We start from the raw sequence: 20,047 nt of genomic DNA, 5'->3' as shown, positions 1-20,047 counted from the left end.
ATGCGTACAGGAAAGGTTATCCGCGAAACAAAGGAAACTTCTATTGATTTGACTATTAGTCTTGATGGCAGAGGAATGTCCGATATTGACACTGGTATTGGCTTCTTTGACCATATGCTGAATCTTTTTGCTGCCCATAGCCGCATGGATTTGGTGGTGGGCTGTAATGGGGATATTAATGTGGACGGTCATCATTCCGTTGAGGATATTGGAATTGCCCTGGGAGAGGCCGTAAAAGAGGCTTTGGGGGATAAGAAGGGAATTACCCGTTATGGAACCTTCTTCCTTCCTATGGATGAAACATTGGTCATGGTATCCCTTGATATAAGTGGCAGACCATTTCTGGTATACGATGCCGGCGGCTCAATGGCTCCAATGATTGGTGGCTATGATACTGAGCTTACAGAGGAATTTTTGCGGGCCTTTGCCTTTAATGCTGGGATTACCCTTCATGTAAAGGTGATGTATGGCACCAATTCACATCATAAGGTGGAGGCTATATTCAAGGCTTTGGGCCACGCCCTAAGAACAGCAGTGAAAATAGATCCGGAGGCTGCGGATGAGATTCCTTCTACCAAGGGTGTATTGTAAGGGAGATATAATGGTGTATCGGAGAAACTGATTATGAATTTATGTCATGATTTTAGGTATGGTAAGATAATTTACAACAACTTGGATATGTATGTTGGTAAATCCTTGAAATGTTATGGAGAATACTGTCAGGGAGAAGCTGATATTTTTGAGATGTTAGTCCATACAGGAAACTGTGTGGTGGAAGTGGGAGCTAATATTGGTTCTCATACGGTGCATTTGGCCCAACTGGTCGGTCCAAGTGGAGTGGTGTGGGCCTTTGAGCCACAGCGACTGGTCTTTCAGATTTTGGCAGGGAATATGGCTATTAATAGCTTATATAATGTTTATTGTGAGCAGAAATGCGTATCTGATGTTCCTGGAACGGTAAAAGTTCCTGTTTTTGATACGGAAAAGTTAAACAACTGGGGTGGAATGCCTTTGGAACACACCACTGAAGGTGAGCCAGTTGAAACTATTACTCTGGACTCTTTAAATCTTCCCAGATGTGATTTCCTAAAAATCGATGTGGAGGGCATGGAATTGCAAGTATTAAGAGGCGGCGAAAAGCTGATAAATACCTTCCACCCGGTTATTTATGCGGAAGCAGACAGGGAAGACAAGAAACACGGCCTGTTTAGTTGGCTTCATTCACATAATTATCGCATTTATTCCCATAACCCTCCTCTCTACAATCCTAATAATTATTTTGGTAATCCGGAACATGTTTTTATGGACGGCCCAGATAAGGAAGTAAAGTCTATGAATGTTCTTTGTTTATATAATGATGGACCGTTTACTGTTCAGGGGTTAGAGGAAATTACTGAATGGTAATTGAATAGGAAAAAAATTAATGGTAGTAGCGAGAGGATTTTTATGATTGCTGTTATTGACTACGGGGTGGGGAACCTTTTCAGTGTGGAAAAGGCCTTTGCCCAGTTTACTGATGATGTGAAGGTGACCAGCGACAAGGCTGAAATAGAAAATGCCGAAAAGCTGGTACTGCCAGGGGTTGGGGAATTTGGGGCCTGCATGAAGAATCTGGAGGACTCTGGACTTATTCCAACTATTATGGAAAGAATTTCTGCGGGAGTGCCCCTTTTGGGTATCTGCGTGGGCCTTCAGGTGCTTTTTGAGGGCAGCGAGGAATCTCCAAACGCCAAGGGGTTGGGAGTCTTCAAGGGCATGGTAAAACGCATTAATGCTCCTGGTCTGAAGGTGCCTCATATGGGATGGAACAGTGTGGAATTTACCCAGAAGGATTTATGCTTATTCAAAGATGAGCCAGAGGTGCCATATTTTTACTTTGTTCATAGCTATCATGCAGTGCCAGAGGACAGTTCCATTGTGGCTGCTACCACAGAATACGGTGAGAAGCTAACAGCGGCAGTGGCCAGGGACAATGTGATGGCCACTCAGTTTCATCCGGAAAAATCCGGGGATGTGGGGCTGCTGATTATTAAAAACTTTATTGAGAGTTAATTTTGCAAGGGGTTTTAGTGGAAGGAAGATTGTATGATTATTTTTCCTGCTATAGATATTCGTGGAGGCAAGGCTGTACGCCTTTACAAAGGTGATTTTTCCCAGGAGACGGTTTTCGGCGAGCCAGAGGAAATGGCTGCAAAATGGGAATCTCTTGGGGGTCAGTATCTGCATCTGGTGGATTTGGATGGTGCCAGAGCGGGCAAATCTATGAACCTTGATGTGGTAAAGAAAATAATTGCCAGGGTCAATATTCCCGTGGAATTAGGCGGTGGCATCCGCACCATGGAAAACATTGATGAGGTTCTGGCTGCCGGGGTTCAGCGTGTTATCTTGGGCTCTGTGGCCGCCAAGAATCCTGCTCTTGTTCAGACTGCCTGTGCCAAATATGGTGAGCGGGTGGTGGTTGGCATTGATGCCAAGGACGGTATTGTGGCTGTAGACGGCTGGGAGGTCTCCGGAAATGTGGAGGCTGGTGTCCTTGCCCAGAAAATGGCCAAAGTTGGTGTCAAAACTATTATCTATACGGATATATCCCGTGACGGCACATTAAAAGGTGTTAATGTCGAGGCAACTGCCAAGCTGGCTAGGGAAAGCGGCATCAAGGTGGTGGCCTCCGGCGGCGTTAAATCCATTGAGGATATAAAGGCTCTTCTTCCTTATGAAGAGGACGGCATAGAAGGGGTTATCGTTGGAAAGTCCATTTACACCGGCTCCCTTGATTTGTCTGTGGCCATTAAGGTGGCCTCCGGGGCAGAGGGGTGATCAGTATGTATACCAAGAGAATTATTCCTTGCCTTGATGTTAAAGGTGGCCGTGTAGTGAAGGGCACCAATTTTGTAGGGTTGCGGGATGCGGGAGATCCGGTGGAGCTGGCCCGTCGTTATGATGAGGAACGCTGCGATGAACTGGTATTTTTGGATATCACAGCCTCCAATGAGCAGCGGGACACCATAGTGCAGGTGGCCCGGGACTGTGCCTCCCAGGTGTTTATTCCCTTTACAATAGGCGGGGGAATCCGCACACCGGAGGATATGCGGAAAATGCTGAAGGCTGGGGCAGATAAGACCTCAGTAAATTCAGCAGCCGTAAAAAATCCGGATATTATCCGGCAGGGGGCGGAAATATTTGGCCGTCAGTGCGTGGTGCTGGCAGTGGATGCCAAAAAGACCGGCGAGGACAAGTGGGAGGTTTTCGTCAATGGGGGACGGACTCCTACGGGAATAGATGTGATAGAATGGGTTAAGAAGGGCACTGAACTGGGGGCCGGGGAAATCCTGCTGACCAGCATGGATGCGGACGGCACCAAGGATGGCTATGATATACCGCTCACCAGAGCAGTATCCGAGGCCGTGGATGTGCCGGTTATTGCCTCTGGCGGCGCAGGAGAGCTGGAGCATTTCTATGATGTGCTGACTTTGGGCAAGGCCGATGCAGTGCTGGCAGCGTCGGTGTTCCACTACGGTCAGTTCACCGTTCGTCAAGTGAAAGAGTATTTGAAATCTCGTGGGATAGAAATGAGATTTTAGGGTAGTCGGTACCAACCATCGCCTCAACTACATCACTAAAATATTTTTTTACAATAATTTAAATAGCGAGAAAAATTATAACTCGCTTTGCTCGAACAAATAATTTTTCTCACTAATGCAGGAATGCAAAAAAATATTTCTTACGTGCTGTAGTTTAATGGCTCTTGTTAGTACCGATCTACTTGAAAATATATGTTGATAAGGGCAAATTGACTGAAGCATTGGGCGAAGGACGTTAATAAACTATTTTTTGCATTCTTACACAGCGAGAAAATGTTGCTGTTTGAGCGAAGCGAGTTCGACTTTTCTTGCTGCTAATTAAAACGCAAAAAATAGTTTTAGTCCTGAGTCCCTCGCTGGAGTCAACTGCCCTTTATCAACCGGATACACTACAAATGGAGGGAAAACGTTATGATTGACATTTCAATGATTAAATTTGATGAAAAGGGCCTGGTACCAGCCATTATTCAGGAAGAAAATGGCCAGGTGCTGATGATGGCATACATGAATGCTGACTCTCTCCAAAAGACCATTGAAACGAGAACCACCTGGTTCTGGAGCCGCAGCCGCAAATCCTTGTGGAACAAGGGGGCTACCTCCGGCAATGTCCAGGAGGTAAAGGACATGTATTACGACTGTGATGGGGATACTCTGCTGGTTATTGTCCATCAGAAGGGCAGTGGCGCCTGCCACACCGGCACATATTCCTGCTTCAGCGGCCGTCGTCTGCTGGAAAACGATAAGGCACTGGCCGTTGTGGACCAGCCTGAAGATAAGTATCTGGCCAACATCATGAACGAGCTTTATGATGTTATCAAGGACCGTCAGCTGAATCCAAAGGAAGGCTCTTACACCAACTATCTCTTTGAAAAGGGTCAGGACAAGATCCTTAAGAAGGTTGGGGAGGAAGCTGTGGAGACCATTATTGCCTCCAAAAACAACGACAAAAATGAAATCATCTACGAGATGGGTGACCTCTGGTATCACTGTCTTGTACTGATGGCATATCACAATATTAATCCTGAGGAAGTGTTCTGTGAGCTGGTAAATCGTCATAATGGTGGCGATTATCACAAATTTACGGGAAAAACTGGCATTCGCCCAGTAGATTAAGCTAATAATGTATTTAAAACGCCTGTCCTTTGAGTTATAATTATAGGTAGTGATACTTTGAAAGGCAGGCGTTTTTATGTACAAGGATATATTTAAGGCTTTGCGGGAGGCTTCGTTGGTAAAAAATAATCTTAATACAAGAAAGATTAACCATGAAGAAGTGCCTATGCCCCAGAAGCCATATCCTGAAGATGCCCAGCTGATAGCCTTGCCGGAGCCGGATTATCTGGAGGATAAGGAAGTCAGTTTTTTGGAGCTCATGGAGCTTCGTTCCACTGTCCGTGAGTACAGTGAGAGGCCTCTTACCATGAAGGAGCTGTCCTTTCTGTTGTGGTGTACCCAGGGGGTAAAGATGGTGCTTCCTGCCGGTGCCACTAAGCGCACTGTGCCTTCGGCCGGTGCCAGAAACGCCTTTGAAACCTATCTTTATATAGATAAGGTTGAGGGCCTGGAAAAGGGTTTATACAGATTTTTGGCCTTCGAGCATGCACTTCTGCCAATTGACATCGGTAATGGCGTCAAGGAAAGGCTGCGGAAGGGATTTAATAAAATTAATATGTATGATGCAGGTGCCGTTACATTCATGTGGGCGGCAGTTCTTGATAGAATGGACTATGCCTTTGGGGGAAGGTCATTGCAGTATCTTTATCTGGATGCGGGTCATGTATGCCAAAATCTTTATTTGGCTTGCTATACCCAGGAAATTGGATGCTGTGCCATAGGACATTTTAACGATGAAGAGCTGAACCGCGAATTAGGCCTTGATGGGGAAGATGAATTCATGGTCTATGCGGCACATGTGGGCAAAATCAGATAAAAGGGGTTGAGTTATTATGGCTCAGAATACAAGAGAGAGTTCTATTTTTGCACCAATGACAGGAAAAATCGTGGATTTAGTTGAGGTGCCAGACGATACTTTTTCCAAGAAAATGATGGGTGACGGAGTGGCCATTATTCCAAAGGATGGTATGCTGTATAGCCCTGTTAGCGGTATAGTTTCTGCAGTGGCTGCCACTAAGCACGCTATCGGCTTTATGACTAATACGGGACTTAATATTTTAGTTCATGTAGGCTTGGAGGCCCATGATGTGGCAGATAAGACCACCATCGTTCATGTAAAGCAGGGCCAGAAGGTCCAGGCCGGTGATTTGGTGGCAGAGTACGATTTGGGAGCCTTTGAGGAAAAGGGGATTAATACTATTACGCCGGTAATAGTTGTCACTGAGGAAGAGGATGGCACGGAAATCAAGGCCAATGTAGGCGATGTTGAGGCTGGTGCCGGTGAGATATTTAAGGTAGTTGAAATAATTAAGGAAGAGGCCCCTGCTGAGGAGGAAAAGCCTGCTGGAGAAGAAAAGGCTGCAGAAGCTCCTGATAAGGAAGTTAAGGAGCCACCAAAGGATAAATCAGTTATTGATGAGCTAAAAAATGAAAGCGAGGAGTTCCTTAAAGATTCCACTAACTGGGTGAAGCTGGGAGCCATGTTTGTGGGCCTCGTGGTCATAATGGTTGTTATTTTCGTAACCATAGGTGTATTCTTGAACAGCGGTGGTGGCGAATAAAAGTAAGTATAGCAGTTTTGGAGGATTTTTATGGAGCTGGAGCAGGATATTCAATATTTGAAGGGAATCGGACCAAAGAAGGCTCAGCTCCTTAAAAAATTAGGTATAAGCAAAATATTTGATATGCTGACCCACTATCCCCGGGGTTATGAAGATCAGAGCAGTATTACCCCTATCGGGGAGCTGAAGCCAGGGGAAAAGTCCACTATTTCCGGCGTTATAACCTCTTTGCAGGAAAAGCGGGCGGGACGGCGAAATATGTTTATTCTCACTGCCATGGTCAGTGATGGCACAGGCTTTGTGCAGATTACCTGGTTTAATCAGCGCTTTTTGAAGGCAAAGCTGAAGCCAGGAAAAAAGGTTTTTGCCACCGGAAAGGTGGAGTTTGCCTTTGGTGGTCAGGGCCAGTACGCCATGAGTCAGCTTTCCTCCTTCGAGATTATGGATGCTGATGAGGATGAAACCAAGGGGCTGGGAATTCTTCCCATTTATCCTTCCACGGAGTCACTTAATCAGAAGTTTTTCCGTAAATCCATTAGAGAACTGTTAAACAGCGTGGATACCATTCCAGAGGTGGTTCCGGATAATATTTTAAGGCATTATAATCTGTTATCTCGCAGTGAGGCCTTTCAGGGCATTCATTTTCCAGATAACTTTCTTAAGGTGAAGCAGGCCAGAAATCGCTTGGCCTTTGAGGAACTGTATCTTATACAGTGCGGCCTTATGATGCTGAAGAAGCGGACCCAGGAGAAAAAGCAGGGCATAAGACATGGGCTTAACAGCGTAATGGTGGATAAACTCATGGGGCTGTTGCCTTTTAAGCTGACTGGGGACCAGCGAAAGGCCTGGAATGATATTTGCAATGATATGGAGAGTTCTGTGCCTATGCGCCGCTTGGTGCAGGGGGATGTGGGCTCAGGCAAGACGGTTATCGCCATGCTGGCCCTTGTAAAGACAGTAGAAAACGGGTATCAGGGAGCCCTTATGGCTCCTACAGAAATATTAGCCAGACAGCATTATGAAGGTTTCGTAAAACAGCTGGAGCCACTTGGAATAAAAGTGGCTCTTTTGTCTGGAAAATTGACGAAAAAGCAACGGGAACAGATATATGAGGAGCTTGTATCTCAGCAAATAGATATTGTAATTGGTACCCATGCCCTTATTCAGGAACAGGTGGCCTTTAAAAAGTTGGGACTGGTGGTAACGGACGAGCAGCACCGTTTCGGCATTAATCAGCGTGCTGAGCTGGAAAAGAAGGGGACTCTTATGCCGGATGTGCTGGTTATGACTGCAACCCCTATTCCCCGTACCATGACTTTGACGGTATATGGGGATCTGGATGTGTCCCTTATTCGTGAGCTGCCACCGGGAAGAAAGCCGGTGCGAACCTTTGTGCGTACCCCTGACAGGCGGGAGCTTATTTATAAGTTCATGCGGGATGAAATTTCCAAGGGACGCCAGGGCTATGTGGTATGCCCTCTTATTGAGGACAGCGAGGAAAGTAATCTTCTTTCTGCTGAGGCGGTTTATGATGAGCTGACCCACGGCATTTTCCGTGATATTCCCTGCGGGCTGGTTCATGGCAAGCTGAAGCAGAAGGAAAAGGAAGATATCATGCAGGAGTTCTACGAGGGACGCCTAAAAATGCTGGTGGCAACCACCGTTATTGAGGTAGGTGTCAATGTGCCCAATGCCAGCATGATGGTTATTGAAAATGCCCAACAGTTTGGTCTGGCCCAGCTTCATCAGCTTCGTGGGCGTATCGGGCGTGGTGAATACAGCTCCTACTGTGTACTGGTAACAGATGGAAAAACCGAGGTATCCAAGGAGCGTATGCGGATTATGGAAACCACCTCTGATGGCTTTATCTTGGCTGAGGAGGATTTAAAGCTCCGTGGCCCGGGACAGTTCTTTGGCTCCATGCAGCACGGCCTGCCAGACCTTAAAATTGCTGACGTACTGCAGGATATAGATATCTTGCTGGAGGCCCGCCGGGCAGCCCTGGAAACCATGGAAAACAGGGTGGATCTGGATTATGTGCTGCCAATTTTGGAACTTCAGTACAAAGAGCATTTTATGAACATTACCGACACCTGATTAGTGAAGAATAGTGAAGAAATAGTGAAAAATAGTGAAAAAATAGTGAAATTTTAGTGAAACAAATATGCTGTTTCGAAATGCTGTCATGAAATAAAAACTATGGCGGCATTTTTTCTATATTTTTATAGAAAAATTTGAACAACTGCTGTATAATATATCTATATTTTCACAAAGTAAAGCGTGAAAGAATAAAAGTACGAAAGCGAATAAACACATTTTAGTAATAGGTGGTGTATTTATGGTAAATCCTAAGTTAAGGGATGATTTGAACGACCAGCTTTGCGAGGCAGTTTTAAAATTGGAAACTGTGGAGGAATGCTATCAGTTCTTTGAGGATATTTGTACTATCAGTGAAATAAAGGCTATGAGCCAGCGCCTGGAGGTGGCCCGTATGCTGCAGGATCATCACACCTATGATGATATTGTAAGCCGTACCGGAGCCAGCACAGCTACCATCAGCAGGGTAAAGCGTTGCCTGAATTATGGTGCAGACGGATATTCACTGGTATTTGACCGCTTAAAGGACAAGAAATAGTATTAAAGCAAGTTGGGCGTAGGAGAAGTGACTATGGAAAATAGAGATATGGTTTTGGAAATCCCTTATGGAACAAGAGACTTTTTACCTCGTGAGGCTGCTGGCAAGCGTGCCATTGAAGCGGCTATAGCTGAAGAATTCAACCTTTGGGGCTATGATGAAATCGTGACTCCAACTGTTGAATTTTTGGACACCCTTACCATGGGTAATGGCAGCAATTTGGAGCCTCATATGTTTAAGCTCTTTGATAAGAATAACCGTACCATGGCTCTACGCTATGAAATGACTACTCCTATTGCCAGGGTGGCTGCCTCCCGTATGAAGGAAGACAAGCTGCCATTGAAGCTGTCTTATATCAGCTCCGTATTCCGCTATGAGCAGGCTCAGACTGGTCGCCAGTGTGAATTCCATCAGGCGGGAGTTGAGCTGTTGGGCAGTGATAAGGCAACTGCTGATGCAGAGATAATCGCTTTAGCAATATCCGCCTTAAAAAAGACGGGCCTCAATGACTTTATTATCTGCCTTGGACAGGTTGATTTTATTAATGGCCTTATGAAGCAGTGCGGTTTAAGTGCCAAGGAAATGGGCAATATCCGTGCGGCCATTGAAAATCGTGATCTTGTAGGACTTAATAATATAGCTGATAAGGCAGATATTTCAGATGATGCCAGAAAAATGGTTAAGGAGATTCCTCTTCTTCACGGTAACCGTGAAATTTTGAAGAAGGCTTATTCCATGGTGAACAACGAGCAGTCCCGGAAGGCATTGGATAATCTTTCTGAGATTTGCAATCTTTTGGAAGCCTATGGTGTATCTGAGTATATTACCTTTGATTTAGGTGTAATCCGTGATTTCAGCTATTATACAGGTATGGTGTTTGAAGCGTATACACCGGGGCTTGGCTATCCATTGTGTGGTGGCGGCCGTTATGACAATATGCTGACGGATTTTGGCACAGATATGTCAGCCACTGGATTTGCCTTTGGCATAGAGCGTGTAATGCTGGCTTTGGAGCGTCACGGACTTAAGGCACCACAGACCCAACGGGATGTGTATGTGGCCTTTGCACCAGGGAAGGAGCCGGAGGCTATAAAGGCAGTTCAGAAGCTGCGTATGGCAGGGGAAGCATGTGAAATGGCCATGGGACCGTCCACCGAACAGGATGCGGAGGAATATCGTGCAGGAAAGGGATATCAGCAATTGATATTCGTGAGATAATGATAAAAAGAATAGTTCAGTTTTTTAAGGGGGTTCTTGCAAAGGGCCCCAATAAGGAAGAACAGAATACAATAAATGACCTGCTGTCCCCTGAGGCTCAGCAGGCCTTTTATCACATGACGGTAGCCGATCAGCGTCACACCCTTAGTGTTATGAAAACTGCAGTGGATATTGCTGAAAAGCAGGGGCTGGTCGACTTTATTGACATGGACTTTTTAAAGCGCTGTTGTCTTTTACATGATATTGGCCGTGGTCCAAGGATGAACAGCATCAAAAAAACCTATGGGGTTTTGCTGGATAAATTCTTCCATGAATGGTCCGTAAATAACAGTCAGCGCTCCAGTGACAGCTACTTTAAGGAAATAATGTACCGTTATTATAATCATCCTGAAATAGGCTGCGCTGAGCTGATGAAGCTGGGGATGATTCACGAAGCTGACATTGTACTTCGTCACCATAGTGGAAAAAATGAAGAATTATTAGCTAATGAGCAGGCTGTTCTTAAGGTATTGATGGAAGCGGACAGCTTAAATTAAGCTGTCTTCAAAAAAATTAAAAAATTTGCAGGATATTAATTTTTTTTATAGAATATTACAAATCGTACGAGATTTATTTATGGAAGAAAGAGGCGGAGAAAGTTATGCGCTACGAAGCAGTAATATTCGATTTAGATGGAACATTGATAAATTCAATAGATGATTTGGCAGACAGCTGTAATGAAATGCTTGCGGCATACGATTTGCCAAAACATGATGTTGAGGCCTATAAATATTTTGTAGGAAATGGTATTGGCAAGCTTGTGGAAAGAGCATTGCCAATTGACAAATCCGAGGACAGAGCCTTTTATGAAAAGGCGTTGGCAAAATTCAGAGAGATTTATAACGGTAAGGTGCTGAATAAAACCCGTGCCTATACAGGCGTTCGTGAGCTGCTGCTGAAGCTCATTGAAAAGGATGTTCCTATGGCTGTTTGCACCAACAAGCCAATGGATGCGGCAAAGACAATTATAAGCATTTTGTTTGAGCCTGGTACCTTTAAGGTTGTAATGGGTGACCGTCCGGGTCATCCAAGAAAGCCGGATCCAGCTACTTGCCTGGAAATTTGCAAGGAAATTGGTGTGGAGCCGGAAAAGGTGGCTTATGTGGGCGACAGCGGCGTGGATATGCAGACTGCCGTTAATGCAGGCTTCCTTCCTATTGGTGCCCGTTGGGGCTTCCGCAAGGATGAGGAGCTTTTGAAAAATGGAGCTAAAATGCTTCTGGATAAGCCAACAGATCTTCTTTTTGAGGTACAGTTCAAAAAGTAAGGTCAACTAAAAAAGTAATTATTAAGGTGTGGCGTCAGCTTTGGATGTTTGTGGTATAATATACCATGCAATTATTCCGAGGGTGACGCCCTCTTTATGTTTTGGAGGAAAATAAATGGCTAAGGTTCCTGTAGAAAAGGGAAAGCAATACAATATAAAAATCAATAGCTTGGGCAGTAGCGGTGAAGGCGTGGGCCGTATTGACGGTTTCACTGTATTTGTTGTGGGAGGTCTTCCAGAGGAGGAGCTCACCGTAAAGATTAGTGAAGTGAAGAAAAGCTATGCCACAGGCAAGCTGGTGAAGGTGTTAAAGCCAAGTCCTGATCGTGTGATGCCTTCCTGTGGTATTTACAAGGAGTGCGGTGGCTGCCAGCTGCAGCATCTTTCCTATGAAGGACAGCTAAAGGCCAAGCATCAGCAGGTGAAGGATGCCATGGAACGTATAGGCCATCTCAAGAATCTCCCCGTGTTGCCTACCATTGGAGCCAAGGAGCCGTGGAATTACCGCAATAAGGTGGCATTCCCTGTGGGCCGTGAAAAGGGCAAGACTATTATCGGCTGCTTTGCCCAAGGAACTCATAAGATTATTGATTCCTCTGACTGCATGATTCAGGACAAAATTAATAACGAGGCCATCAGTGCAGTTCGTGAGGTAATAGATAAGCTGAATATTCCTGTATATGATGAGGACCGTCATACTGGTGTTATGCGCCATGTGGTGGCCCGCACCGGTGAAAAGGGACAGCTTATGGTGGTGCTGGTTACTGCCACCAAGCAGCTGAGTCGTGAAAAGGAAATTATTAAGATGCTTCGAAGCCGTCTGCCTCAGATGGTTAGCCTTCAGCAGAATATCCAGACTTATAGAAATAATGTTATATTGGGCCGGGAGACCAAGCTGTTGTGGGGACGTCCAACTATTAAGGCTAAGCTGGGGAAGTTCAGCTTTAATGTTTCTGCCCGTTCCTTTTTCCAGGTTAATACCAAGCAGGCAGAGGTGCTTTATGACAAGGCACTGGAGTTTGCTCAGCTTACGGGTAAAGAGACAGTAATCGATGCTTACTGTGGTACGGGTACCATCAGCCTTTACTTGGCTCAGAAGGCTCATAAGGTTTATGGCGTAGAAATTGTAAGCCCGGCTATCAAGGACGCAGAGAAAAACGCCCGTGAAAACAACGTAAAGAATGCCGAGTTCATCGTAGGAGACTGCACCAAGGTAATGCCACGCCTGTATAATCAGGGCATCCGTCCTGATGTAATCGTGGTGGACCCGCCACGGGCAGGCTGTACCGAAGTGGTACTGCAGACCTTTGCCAATATGCAGCCAAACCGCATTGTCTATGTATCCTGCAACCCGGCCACCCTGGCCCGTGATCTGGAAATACTGGATAAACTGGGCTACAAGGCAGAAAAGGTCCAGCCAGTAGACATGTTCGTGTCCAGCAGCCACGTTGAGTCAGTGGCTCTGATTGTGAGGAAGTGAAGCGACCGAAGAATCAGTAAGCACTGACCATGTGATAGCTGTCCGCGATTGCTAAACGCAGAGAAAGCAGAGCGGTTAACAGCGAACCACTGAGACAGTAGTACTTATTAACAGAAAATAAAAACCCCGTAAACCCTTGTGGTATAAGGGATTACGAGATTTTAAAAAGTGTAAAAATAAAGATTTTAGCTGTGCCAGAAAAACAGCTTTTTAGTGAATTTCAGCAGAGCCACATACTCAACTATCCTATTGAGTATGTTGCTCTGCTGTTTTTTGCATTAGGGTTGAGTATGTAGCTCTGATAATGGCATAGTTGGGAATGTTGCAATAATGTTGCTCTGAAATTGGAAACATATCAACTCGGGAACGGGCGTGGTTACTGAGGTGAGATAGACGTGTTCAGCTCTCGTTACCTTTTTCATAGGTTGGGAATGTGGAACTGCTAGAATGTAGATGTGCTATAATCTAGCAGAATCCATAGCAGAGCTGGAAGCTGAGGTGGAAGCTGAGGTGGAGCTGAGCGCGAATTAGTTGAAGTCGAGTAAGAAGTTATACAGCTACATCATCTGGGGAGGTTTTTAAGTAAGAAATAAATCGTTGTAATTTTATAAGAAATAGAATATAATAATGGCAACAGAACCCAACACGCCTCTCGACGATGCGGACCACGTTGGGTCTTTTAATTTTAAGGAGATATTTATGGGAGAATTGAAGCAACATCAACCGCCCATGACGATTGATGAACAAATTGATAATTTAAAAGAACTTGGCCTATTAATAAACGATGAAGAATATGCTAAGAAGATATTAAATGACATATCATATTTTAGATTGATCAAAGCCTATAGTTTAGGTTTAAAACCTAAAAACGGAAATTATCTTTCCGGAGTAACATTTGAACAAATCGTTGAATTATATCTATTCAATGCCAATTTTAGGCAGCTTACCTTTGCAGAAATAGAGAAGATTGAGGTTAATGTCAGATGCAGAATAGCAAATTATTTTGCGGAAATATATGGTGTTTTAGGCTATAAAGATTCTTCAAATTTTGTAAACGAAGAATATCATGAAATTTTTTTAAAAGATATAGGTGAGGAAGTTAGAAGAAATTCGAAAGCCCCTTTTGTAAGAAATTTCCAGGATAATTATGAAGGTGCCGATTTACCTATTTATGCTCTTGTAGAAGTGTTCAGTTTTGGAACATTATCAAAGTTTTATAAGAATATGAAAAATGTAGATAAGAAAGTCGTAGCGAAGAGCTTTGGGATTGGCTACACATATTTGGAAAGCTGGATAGAGAGCATTTCTTATGTCCGTAATATATGCGCACATTATGGAAGATTATATAATGCTAAACTGTCAAAAACTCCAATTCTGTATAAGGAATACTCACAAGCAGGTATTCGCAATAATAGAATATTTGGTGTTCTTCTTTGCATGAAGCAGATTTTGAAAAATGATTTGCATTGGAATCTATATGTAAATAAAATCGCTGAATTGATAGATAAAAATGAACACGCGGATGTGAAGACAATGGGATTTCCTGATAATTGGAAAGAACTACTAGAACAAAATTAAGTAGTAGAAGAATAGCGAGTCTTTTTCCGCTGTTTTGTCCCATCAGGCATGATTATAACATTGGTTCTATCCTGCATAAGTTTTTGAGCATATTCAAAGGTTTCGGTATCAACGATTGCAGGATGATGATTTTCTATAATATGAATTTTGCCTTGAACTTTTACGGTTCCAAGGCCGGTATATTTTTGGTTAGTAAGAATTTTATTAATTGCAGCTTTGCACCACTTAGGCTTTCCGGATGGTGAAGGAATACCTTCTTCTTCAAGCTTTGAGATAATAGCCAAAATACTTAATCCGTACACGTACCAATCAAATATCTTTTTTACATATTTTGCTTTCAAGGATGGGACAAGCATTTTGTTCTCATGCTGATATCCATAGCATATCCTGTCAAAGTTGCGTAAGGAACCAGATCGGGCTCTCATTTTTAGTCCCATGATAATATTCTGGCTTCGAGCAATATTCTCTTCTTCGGCTATTTTACTGAAAATGGAGATAAATACAGATGCATCGTCATTTGTACTATCAAAATCCTCTTGCAGGGAAATTATACGAATACCAAGTGAAATAAGCTTATTGTAGACTTCCAGGAGTTCGATAGTGTTTCTACCGAGTCTGCTGATATTTTTGATAAGAATTATATCCAGCTTAGAATCCTGACAGTCTTGTAACATTCTTTGAAAAGAAGGGCGTTTTGCTATACTGATTCCTGGAGCAATGTCAATATAGCTGTCAAATAACATCCAATGTGGCTTGTAAAAAACATGCCTTGTAAGTGCGGATATTTGCTCATTTAGGCTGTCGAACTGCTGCTTTTCTCTAGTGCTAACTCGACAATAGATACCGACGTGTTGTTTGCGCATAAATTTTCTGGCTGGGATTATTCTAATTTTGGGCATATTAATACCTCCGGAAAGAATATGTTTAGCCTACTTTATTGCAAATAAAATTTTAATTATTATACACGATAAAACTTGAAGAATAAAGGGGTTTCAGGTTGTGGATATGTTATACACAAAGCCCAAGTATCACACGTTGAGTCGGTAGCATTAATTAACAAAAAATAAAAGTGCCGGAAACCCAAGTATATCAAGGGTTTCCGGCTTTTTAAAATCAACAAAAATGTGTTCTGAAAAAGACTAAAAATTGATAAAGTAGGCTAAAAAATAGTTTTACTACATACTCAACTATCCTATTGAGTATGTTGCTCTGCTGTTTTTTGCATTAGGGTTGGGTATGTAGCTCTGATAATGGCATAGTTGGGAATGTTGCGATAATGTTGCTCTGAAATTGGAAACATATCAACTCTGGAACACGCATATTTACTGGGGCGATATAGATATGTTCGTTTCTCGTTACCTTTTTTATAGGTTGGGAATGTGGAACTGCTAGAATGTGGAATTGATGTTAAAAGGCATATCCTATGAAAAATTGATTGAGTATTTTGGTTATGGCGAGGAAATGAAGATAGGTGGCCGGCGTTGTTATATCTACCAGGCTGCTGGTTCTCCGGTGGAAATGAGTTTTTATGTGGACGATAATGATATAATCACTGAAATATATGAGGGCACCGAGCTGTAATGCTGTGTCAGTGGCTCTGATTGTGAGGAAGTGAAACGCCCGAAGAATCAGTAAGCACTGACCATGCCAAAACTGCCCAAGAAGTCAAGCGTAGTGCAGACTGATTGGATGCAGTTGACGGCTGAGAGTGTGGCATTGATAGTGAAAAGAAAGCATATAATGTAAATGAAAAACAGCCTGTCAGATTATCTGATAGGCTGTTTGCTTTCGTAATACGAGATAGTTATTTTTTAGGAGGTGCTGGAATAGGCTCATGATCCTTTGGTGGGTCATGCTTTTCAACCTTCTTAGGAGGTGCCGGTTTTACATCCTTATGTGGTGGCGGAACCTCTTTGTTGAAATGCTCAATTGCTGTGGCATGGTGATAGATTTCATGGTCATTATGTCCATCATTGTGATGGGTAGCTGCAAAGGCTGGGACAGCACTTAACATCATAATACCAACAACTCCGGCAATAATAGATTTCTTGTTCATACAATCGCTTCCTTTCTTTGATGGTTTTATTATAAAGGGCAATTCTAAACAAAAACTAAACAGATAATAAAGATATCATAAAAAAGGAAGCAAACACAGTATTATGCTATAATATGAGCCAAAGATAAGGGAGGGCATCCTATGGACAGAGAATTACCTCGCCAGGATGAAATCTGGCGGCATTTCAAGAATAAACTGTACCGTATTGTTGCCATTGCGCAGCATACTGAAACTGGTGAGCAGCTTGTGGTGTATCAGGCAATGTACGGTGATGGGGGAACTTATGCCAGACCTCTGGATATGTTCATGAGTGAAGTGGACAGGGATAAGTATCCGGAAGTTGAACAGGAATATAGATTTGTGAGAGTTGAGTGAGATGAAGATAAACAGCCTTTGGCAACCTACAACTCGGCAGTCCCTTTTTTATAGGTTGGTAATGTGGAAGTGCTAGGATGTCTCTATGGCTACTACTATGAGTATGGGCCGGGCTTTTTTATTCGCACCCAGCCGTGCTGCGCACTCCTTTTGGTTCCGCCCATATAGAAAAGAAATGTGCTGTAGTTAGTTTAATAATTCTTTTCATATTTCGATAGGAATGATATCATTATATCGTTGTATCAAAAAACGAGAGGTTTGATTGTAATGAAAAGAAAATTGACTATTTTATCTATTTTTGCCTTAGTTATGTTTTATGCGGTTTCCACATACGCTTCTTTTTTACCTCAAGGAACACTTAAAGAAGAGCAATTAACCTTAGGGTATATACCTATTCTGGATTCTTCACCTCAAACAGTAACCCAAATGTATGGCCAGCCTAGCAGCATTAATGAAAGAAAAGGCTTGGTTCATTATTGCTACGGTGATTCATTAATATTTAGTTTTCGGGGCGAGGGTAATTTGTGGTTGTACGAAATAACAACTTCGGATAAAAATGGAATAAAAACAGCAGATGGAATTGAGGTAGGAATGCCAGTAAGTAAACTTTATGATGTTTATGGCGCGCCTAATGAGACTATACAACACCAAGATATCACACGGTATTGTTACTATTGGGAAGTAACTAGCTATGCTTATTTAGCATTTTCGGTAAAGAACGGTGTGATAACTAAGATTGTATTAAATTCAAATTTGTAAAAAGCATAAAATTCAAATTCATGTATTATGATCATCAATATTTGGAGTGTGTCAAACTGAATAATATCGGCCCTGATACTTGCTATCAGGGCTGTTTTTATGCCCAAAATAAAAAGGGCTGCCGCAGCAGCCCCCCAGTAACCGGGATATTATATGAGTTTAGCATGTAGGATTGGAGTTTGATGTCTGCTTCCGATTGTTCCTGGCTAAATTCCAGCTTCTTGGCATCCTCGCCTATTGAAGTGGGATACATCAGCTTTTTTAGTAAGGATAGTTCAGAGGACCAGTTTCATAGCCAAGAGGACCAATTCCTTTGTAAGGATAGTTTACAGGACCAACTACGTCGATAGGACCAGTTTCATTCACAGGACCGACTACGTTGAGAGGGCCAGTTCCTTTTGGTGGATCACAGGTAGTAAGAGGTCCGGTTCCGCCCGATACATTTTTCATTTCCTCTAATTTCAGTTCCATCTTTTTCATCTTCAAGCACTCCTTTCTTTGTGTTTTTACGATTCTCTTTTCTTGTCTATATATACGATTAAATTTCTGAGCTATTACACAGGGATATTATAAATTTTTCCCTCTGTCCACGAAGATTTTACAGCAGCATCTCAAAGAAAAGCATCGGTACAGCAATGTGTGCCACCGGAGTCGGTGCAGGAGCTGGTGCTATTGTTATAGCCGGCGGTGCTATTGATATTGCAAATGCCGTTCACGGTGCGGCTACTATGAACAAGAAATAATCATTAATCGGGAATGTAAACGGAGCCTATCTTAATGAGAAGGCTCCGTTTTTGCAGGAAAACCAAATTTTTTGCAGAAAAGTAAAAAAGAGGTAACACTTTTATCCTCTCATGGATATAAAGGACAAGAGTAAACAACAAAATTTAAATATAAGGGGGAAAACATCATGGCAAAGGAAAATGTAGGAAAGTTTTATGAGAAGTTGGCCCAGGACGCAGCTTTGGCTGAAAAGCTCAATGCTCTGGATAAGGATTTTGCGGAGAAGAACGGGGCTTCTGCAGATGATGTTGCTATGCGTGAAAAGGCAGTTGATGCCATTATTATTCCACTTGCAAAGGAAGTTGGTCTGCCATTTACCCTTGAGGAATTGAAGGAATATGAGCAGGAGCAGCTGAAGAATATGACTATTTCCGATGATGAGCTGGATCAGGTGGCAGGGGGAAGGGCTAAACCGCGACCTGAAGACAAAGGTAAACCTTCGTCCAAAGCAGCATGTGCCATCGTGGGGGTTGGTGTCGGCGTAGTTAAAGATAAGAAGCGTAAGAATACAGCTGCCTGTTTCTTATTAGGTTTTTCTAACGGCCGTGTTTGCGACAGTGAAGATTGATGACAAACAGTAAACAATAAAACCATACAAATACAAACTTCTATGGGAGCAGTTCATTATGGACTGCTCCATTTTTGCAGGAAAGCCAAATTTTTTGCAGAAGAATAAAAAAGAGATAACACTTTTGTCATCTCATGGATATAAAGGACAAGAGTAAACAACAATATTTAAATACTAAGGAGGAATACATCATGGCAAAGGAAAATGTAGGAAAGTTTTATGAGAAGTTGGCCCAGGACGCAGCTTTGGCTGAAAAGCTCAATGCTCTGGATAAGGAGTTTGCAGAGAAGAACGGGGCTTCTTCAGATGATGCTGCTATGCGTGAAAAGGCAGTTGAAGCTGTTATTGTTCCGCTGGCAAAGGAAGTTGGCCTGCCATTTACCCTTGAGGAATTGAAGGAATACGAGCAGGACCAGATGAAGAACATGACTCTTTCCGAGGACGAGCTTGATCAGGTGGCAGGGGGAAGGGCTAAAATTGCTGGTGGTGGTAATGGTGAAAAGTCTAAACCAGTCGCGTACTGTGCTTTTCTTGGTGTTGGATTTGGTAAGACTGAGAGAAAAGGGAACACGGCCTATTGCTTCCTCCTGGGTGGTTCCGATGGCCCAATTGGAGGCGAAAGTAAATAACGAGCTTTAGTCTATGAGAGCGGTTCATTATGGACTGCTCTTTTATTGTGCCATTAGTTATATATTTTGAAAAATCTATAACACTTCTATCCTCTCATGGATATAAAGAACAGGAAGAATTTAAATCACAAAAAATAACACAGGGGGGATAAAAATGAATGATGAGAAGTTGACAAAACGGCTGGAAGATTTTGATTTTTCTCTCCTGCATCCAGTGAGGGAGACTTTAAGGAATCAGTTATTGTTCATGCACCGTCAGGATAATGCCATGAAAGGTATTATGATGGGGAAGATGACAGATGATGAGCTGGATATGGTGGTTGCAGCCGGCAATCCTGCAATGGAAAAAATTAAAAATATAGATAACAAGAACAAATAAAAAATACAACTAATGGGAGGGAAAA

Annotated in this window: 24 protein-coding genes; 21 read left to right on the top strand and 3 right to left on the bottom strand. The window is 43.0% G+C overall.

The annotated features are described in order from the left end of the window. From hisB to D081_RS06115, 15 genes are all read left to right on the top strand, one after another. The gene (gene hisB, locus D081_RS06185) at window positions 1-591 is read left to right on the top strand and encodes an imidazoleglycerol-phosphate dehydratase HisB (protein ID WP_085023302.1); all 591 of its coding nucleotides are present in this window, start codon (window positions 1-3) and stop codon (window positions 589-591) included. Between the two features lie 33 nt (window positions 592-624). Beyond that, the gene (locus tag D081_RS06180) at window positions 625-1,404 is read left to right on the top strand and encodes an FkbM family methyltransferase (RefSeq protein WP_085023300.1); all 780 of its coding nucleotides are present in this window, start codon (window positions 625-627) and stop codon (window positions 1,402-1,404) included. A 42-nt stretch (window positions 1,405-1,446) separates the two neighbouring features. Then, the gene (gene hisH / locus D081_RS06175) at window positions 1,447-2,052 is read left to right on the top strand and encodes an imidazole glycerol phosphate synthase subunit HisH (RefSeq protein WP_085023298.1); all 606 of its coding nucleotides are present in this window, start codon (window positions 1,447-1,449) and stop codon (window positions 2,050-2,052) included. Between the two features lie 33 nt (window positions 2,053-2,085). Further along, window positions 2,086-2,817 carry a 1-(5-phosphoribosyl)-5-[(5-phosphoribosylamino)methylideneamino]imidazole-4-carboxamide isomerase gene (hisA, locus tag D081_RS06170; RefSeq protein ID WP_085023296.1) on the top strand — a complete coding sequence of 244 codons (732 nt, stop codon included), beginning with the start codon at window positions 2,086-2,088 and terminating at the stop codon, window positions 2,815-2,817. 5 nt (window positions 2,818-2,822) lie between these two features. Continuing rightward, a complete protein-coding gene (gene hisF / locus D081_RS06165; protein ID WP_085023294.1) occupies window positions 2,823-3,581 on the top strand; it encodes an imidazole glycerol phosphate synthase subunit HisF in 759 nt (252 codons plus the stop codon). Window positions 3,582-3,992: 411 nt separating this feature from the next. Next, on the top strand, window positions 3,993-4,694 hold the full coding sequence (hisIE, locus tag D081_RS06160) for a bifunctional phosphoribosyl-AMP cyclohydrolase/phosphoribosyl-ATP diphosphatase HisIE (protein WP_085023292.1): 702 nt from the start codon (window positions 3,993-3,995) through the stop codon (window positions 4,692-4,694). Between the two features lie 76 nt (window positions 4,695-4,770). Then, a complete protein-coding gene (locus D081_RS06155; RefSeq protein WP_143272145.1) occupies window positions 4,771-5,511 on the top strand; it encodes a SagB/ThcOx family dehydrogenase in 741 nt (246 codons plus the stop codon). Between the two features lie 16 nt (window positions 5,512-5,527). After that, window positions 5,528-6,256: a PTS glucose transporter subunit IIA gene (locus tag D081_RS06150; RefSeq protein WP_085023291.1), complete on the top strand. Its 729-nt coding sequence runs from the start codon at window positions 5,528-5,530 to the stop codon at window positions 6,254-6,256. Window positions 6,257-6,286: 30 nt separating this feature from the next. Further along, window positions 6,287-8,353, top strand: coding sequence for an ATP-dependent DNA helicase RecG (gene recG, locus D081_RS06145; RefSeq protein ID WP_085023289.1), 2,067 nt, complete (start codon window positions 6,287-6,289; stop codon window positions 8,351-8,353). A 241-nt stretch (window positions 8,354-8,594) separates the two neighbouring features. Continuing rightward, window positions 8,595-8,891, top strand: coding sequence for a YerC/YecD family TrpR-related protein (locus D081_RS06140; protein WP_085023287.1), 297 nt, complete (start codon window positions 8,595-8,597; stop codon window positions 8,889-8,891). A gap of 33 nt (window positions 8,892-8,924) precedes the next feature. Beyond that, complete coding sequence (gene hisZ / locus D081_RS06135) at window positions 8,925-10,109, top strand: ATP phosphoribosyltransferase regulatory subunit (protein WP_085023285.1); 1,185 nt, start codon at window positions 8,925-8,927, stop codon at window positions 10,107-10,109. Next, complete coding sequence (locus tag D081_RS06130; RefSeq protein ID WP_085023284.1) at window positions 10,109-10,645, top strand: HD domain-containing protein; 537 nt, start codon at window positions 10,109-10,111, stop codon at window positions 10,643-10,645. Before hisZ ends, D081_RS06130 begins: the two co-directional genes overlap by 1 nt. A gap of 104 nt (window positions 10,646-10,749) precedes the next feature. Next, window positions 10,750-11,415 carry an HAD family hydrolase gene (locus D081_RS06125; protein ID WP_085023282.1) on the top strand — a complete coding sequence of 222 codons (666 nt, stop codon included), beginning with the start codon at window positions 10,750-10,752 and terminating at the stop codon, window positions 11,413-11,415. A gap of 115 nt (window positions 11,416-11,530) precedes the next feature. Continuing rightward, window positions 11,531-12,895, top strand: a complete 1,365-nt coding sequence (gene rlmD, locus D081_RS06120; protein ID WP_085023280.1) for a 23S rRNA (uracil(1939)-C(5))-methyltransferase RlmD — start codon at window positions 11,531-11,533, stop codon at window positions 12,893-12,895. Between the two features lie 699 nt (window positions 12,896-13,594). After that, window positions 13,595-14,473, top strand: coding sequence for an Abi family protein (locus D081_RS06115; protein WP_085023278.1), 879 nt, complete (start codon window positions 13,595-13,597; stop codon window positions 14,471-14,473). Here D081_RS06115 and D081_RS06110 read toward each other — a convergent pair. Next, window positions 14,470-15,372, bottom strand: a complete 903-nt coding sequence (locus D081_RS06110) for a recombinase family protein (RefSeq protein WP_085023276.1) — start codon at window positions 15,370-15,372, stop codon at window positions 14,470-14,472. The two genes, D081_RS06115 and D081_RS06110, sit on opposite strands and share 4 nt — an antisense overlap. Window positions 15,373-15,877: 505 nt before the next feature. On the opposite strand from D081_RS06110, the gene D081_RS12630 reads away from it, so the two are divergent. After that, window positions 15,878-16,054, top strand: coding sequence for a hypothetical protein (locus D081_RS12630; protein WP_158087578.1), 177 nt, complete (start codon window positions 15,878-15,880; stop codon window positions 16,052-16,054). A gap of 223 nt (window positions 16,055-16,277) precedes the next feature. Here the strand turns inward: D081_RS12630 and D081_RS06105 are convergent, their stop codons facing one another. Then, window positions 16,278-16,529 (bottom strand): hypothetical protein, encoded by a 252-nt coding sequence (locus D081_RS06105; RefSeq protein ID WP_085023274.1) that lies wholly within the window; start codon window positions 16,527-16,529, stop codon window positions 16,278-16,280. Between the two features lie 141 nt (window positions 16,530-16,670). Between D081_RS06105 and D081_RS06100 the strand changes: the two genes are divergently transcribed. Continuing rightward, on the top strand, window positions 16,671-16,904 hold the full coding sequence (locus D081_RS06100) for a DUF1653 domain-containing protein (protein ID WP_085023273.1): 234 nt from the start codon (window positions 16,671-16,673) through the stop codon (window positions 16,902-16,904). Between the two features lie 267 nt (window positions 16,905-17,171). Further along, window positions 17,172-17,663, top strand: a complete 492-nt coding sequence (locus tag D081_RS06095) for a hypothetical protein (RefSeq protein WP_085023271.1) — start codon at window positions 17,172-17,174, stop codon at window positions 17,661-17,663. A 261-nt stretch (window positions 17,664-17,924) separates the two neighbouring features. Here D081_RS06095 and D081_RS06090 read toward each other — a convergent pair whose 3' ends face one another. Further along, window positions 17,925-18,134: a hypothetical protein gene (locus tag D081_RS06090; RefSeq protein WP_233127442.1), complete on the bottom strand. Its 210-nt coding sequence runs from the start codon at window positions 18,132-18,134 to the stop codon at window positions 17,925-17,927. Between the two features lie 439 nt (window positions 18,135-18,573). Between D081_RS06090 and D081_RS06085 the strand changes: the two genes are divergently transcribed. The 3 genes from D081_RS06085 (at window position 18,574) to D081_RS06075 (ending at window position 20,022) form a co-directional block, all read left to right on the top strand. Further along, a complete protein-coding gene (locus tag D081_RS06085) occupies window positions 18,574-19,014 on the top strand; it encodes a Nif11 family protein (protein ID WP_085023267.1) in 441 nt (146 codons plus the stop codon). Between the two features lie 191 nt (window positions 19,015-19,205). Continuing rightward, window positions 19,206-19,643: a Nif11 family protein gene (locus D081_RS06080; protein WP_158087577.1), complete on the top strand. Its 438-nt coding sequence runs from the start codon at window positions 19,206-19,208 to the stop codon at window positions 19,641-19,643. A gap of 154 nt (window positions 19,644-19,797) precedes the next feature. Continuing rightward, complete coding sequence (locus D081_RS06075) at window positions 19,798-20,022, top strand: hypothetical protein (protein ID WP_085023263.1); 225 nt, start codon at window positions 19,798-19,800, stop codon at window positions 20,020-20,022. Window positions 20,023-20,047: the final 25 nt, after the last annotated feature.

Source organism: Anaerovibrio sp. JC8, assembly GCF_002100115.1.
Lineage (GTDB): Bacteria > Bacillota > Negativicutes > Selenomonadales > Selenomonadaceae > Anaerovibrio.
The sequence above is the reverse complement of the archived record's forward strand: the minus strand, read 5'-3'. Positions and strand labels throughout refer to the sequence as shown.

What these genes read in the sequence shown, in the direction of transcription:
- hisH (WP_085023298.1), top strand. Translation starts at nt 1,447, where the DNA reads ATGATTGCTGTTATTGACTACGGGGTGGGGAACCTTTTCAGTGTGGAA.
- D081_RS06085 (WP_085023267.1), top strand. Translation starts at nt 18,574, where the DNA reads ATGGCAAAGGAAAATGTAGGAAAGTTTTATGAGAAGTTGGCCCAGGAC.
- D081_RS06125 (WP_085023282.1), top strand. Translation starts at nt 10,750, where the DNA reads ATGCGCTACGAAGCAGTAATATTCGATTTAGATGGAACATTGATAAAT.
- D081_RS06130 (WP_085023284.1), top strand. Translation starts at nt 10,109, where the DNA reads ATGATAAAAAGAATAGTTCAGTTTTTTAAGGGGGTTCTTGCAAAGGGC.
- D081_RS06150 (WP_085023291.1), top strand. Translation starts at nt 5,528, where the DNA reads ATGGCTCAGAATACAAGAGAGAGTTCTATTTTTGCACCAATGACAGGA.
- D081_RS06110 (WP_085023276.1), bottom strand. Translation starts at nt 15,372, where the DNA reads ATGCCCAAAATTAGAATAATCCCAGCCAGAAAATTTATGCGCAAACAA.
- D081_RS06100 (WP_085023273.1), top strand. Translation starts at nt 16,671, where the DNA reads ATGGACAGAGAATTACCTCGCCAGGATGAAATCTGGCGGCATTTCAAG.
- D081_RS06090 (WP_233127442.1), bottom strand. Translation starts at nt 18,134, where the DNA reads ATGGAACTGAAATTAGAGGAAATGAAAAATGTATCGGGCGGAACCGGA.
- hisA (WP_085023296.1), top strand. Translation starts at nt 2,086, where the DNA reads ATGATTATTTTTCCTGCTATAGATATTCGTGGAGGCAAGGCTGTACGC.
- D081_RS06095 (WP_085023271.1), top strand. Translation starts at nt 17,172, where the DNA reads ATGAAAAGAAAATTGACTATTTTATCTATTTTTGCCTTAGTTATGTTT.
- D081_RS06155 (WP_143272145.1), top strand. Translation starts at nt 4,771, where the DNA reads ATGTACAAGGATATATTTAAGGCTTTGCGGGAGGCTTCGTTGGTAAAA.
- D081_RS06180 (WP_085023300.1), top strand. Translation starts at nt 625, where the DNA reads ATGAATTTATGTCATGATTTTAGGTATGGTAAGATAATTTACAACAAC.
- hisB (WP_085023302.1), top strand. Translation starts at nt 1, where the DNA reads ATGCGTACAGGAAAGGTTATCCGCGAAACAAAGGAAACTTCTATTGAT.
- rlmD (WP_085023280.1), top strand. Translation starts at nt 11,531, where the DNA reads ATGGCTAAGGTTCCTGTAGAAAAGGGAAAGCAATACAATATAAAAATC.
- D081_RS06105 (WP_085023274.1), bottom strand. Translation starts at nt 16,529, where the DNA reads ATGAACAAGAAATCTATTATTGCCGGAGTTGTTGGTATTATGATGTTA.
- D081_RS06080 (WP_158087577.1), top strand. Translation starts at nt 19,206, where the DNA reads ATGGCAAAGGAAAATGTAGGAAAGTTTTATGAGAAGTTGGCCCAGGAC.
- hisZ (WP_085023285.1), top strand. Translation starts at nt 8,925, where the DNA reads ATGGAAAATAGAGATATGGTTTTGGAAATCCCTTATGGAACAAGAGAC.
- hisF (WP_085023294.1), top strand. Translation starts at nt 2,823, where the DNA reads ATGTATACCAAGAGAATTATTCCTTGCCTTGATGTTAAAGGTGGCCGT.
- D081_RS06115 (WP_085023278.1), top strand. Translation starts at nt 13,595, where the DNA reads ATGGGAGAATTGAAGCAACATCAACCGCCCATGACGATTGATGAACAA.
- D081_RS06140 (WP_085023287.1), top strand. Translation starts at nt 8,595, where the DNA reads ATGGTAAATCCTAAGTTAAGGGATGATTTGAACGACCAGCTTTGCGAG.
- D081_RS06075 (WP_085023263.1), top strand. Translation starts at nt 19,798, where the DNA reads ATGAATGATGAGAAGTTGACAAAACGGCTGGAAGATTTTGATTTTTCT.
- hisIE (WP_085023292.1), top strand. Translation starts at nt 3,993, where the DNA reads ATGATTGACATTTCAATGATTAAATTTGATGAAAAGGGCCTGGTACCA.
- D081_RS12630 (WP_158087578.1), top strand. Translation starts at nt 15,878, where the DNA reads ATGTTAAAAGGCATATCCTATGAAAAATTGATTGAGTATTTTGGTTAT.
- recG (WP_085023289.1), top strand. Translation starts at nt 6,287, where the DNA reads ATGGAGCTGGAGCAGGATATTCAATATTTGAAGGGAATCGGACCAAAG.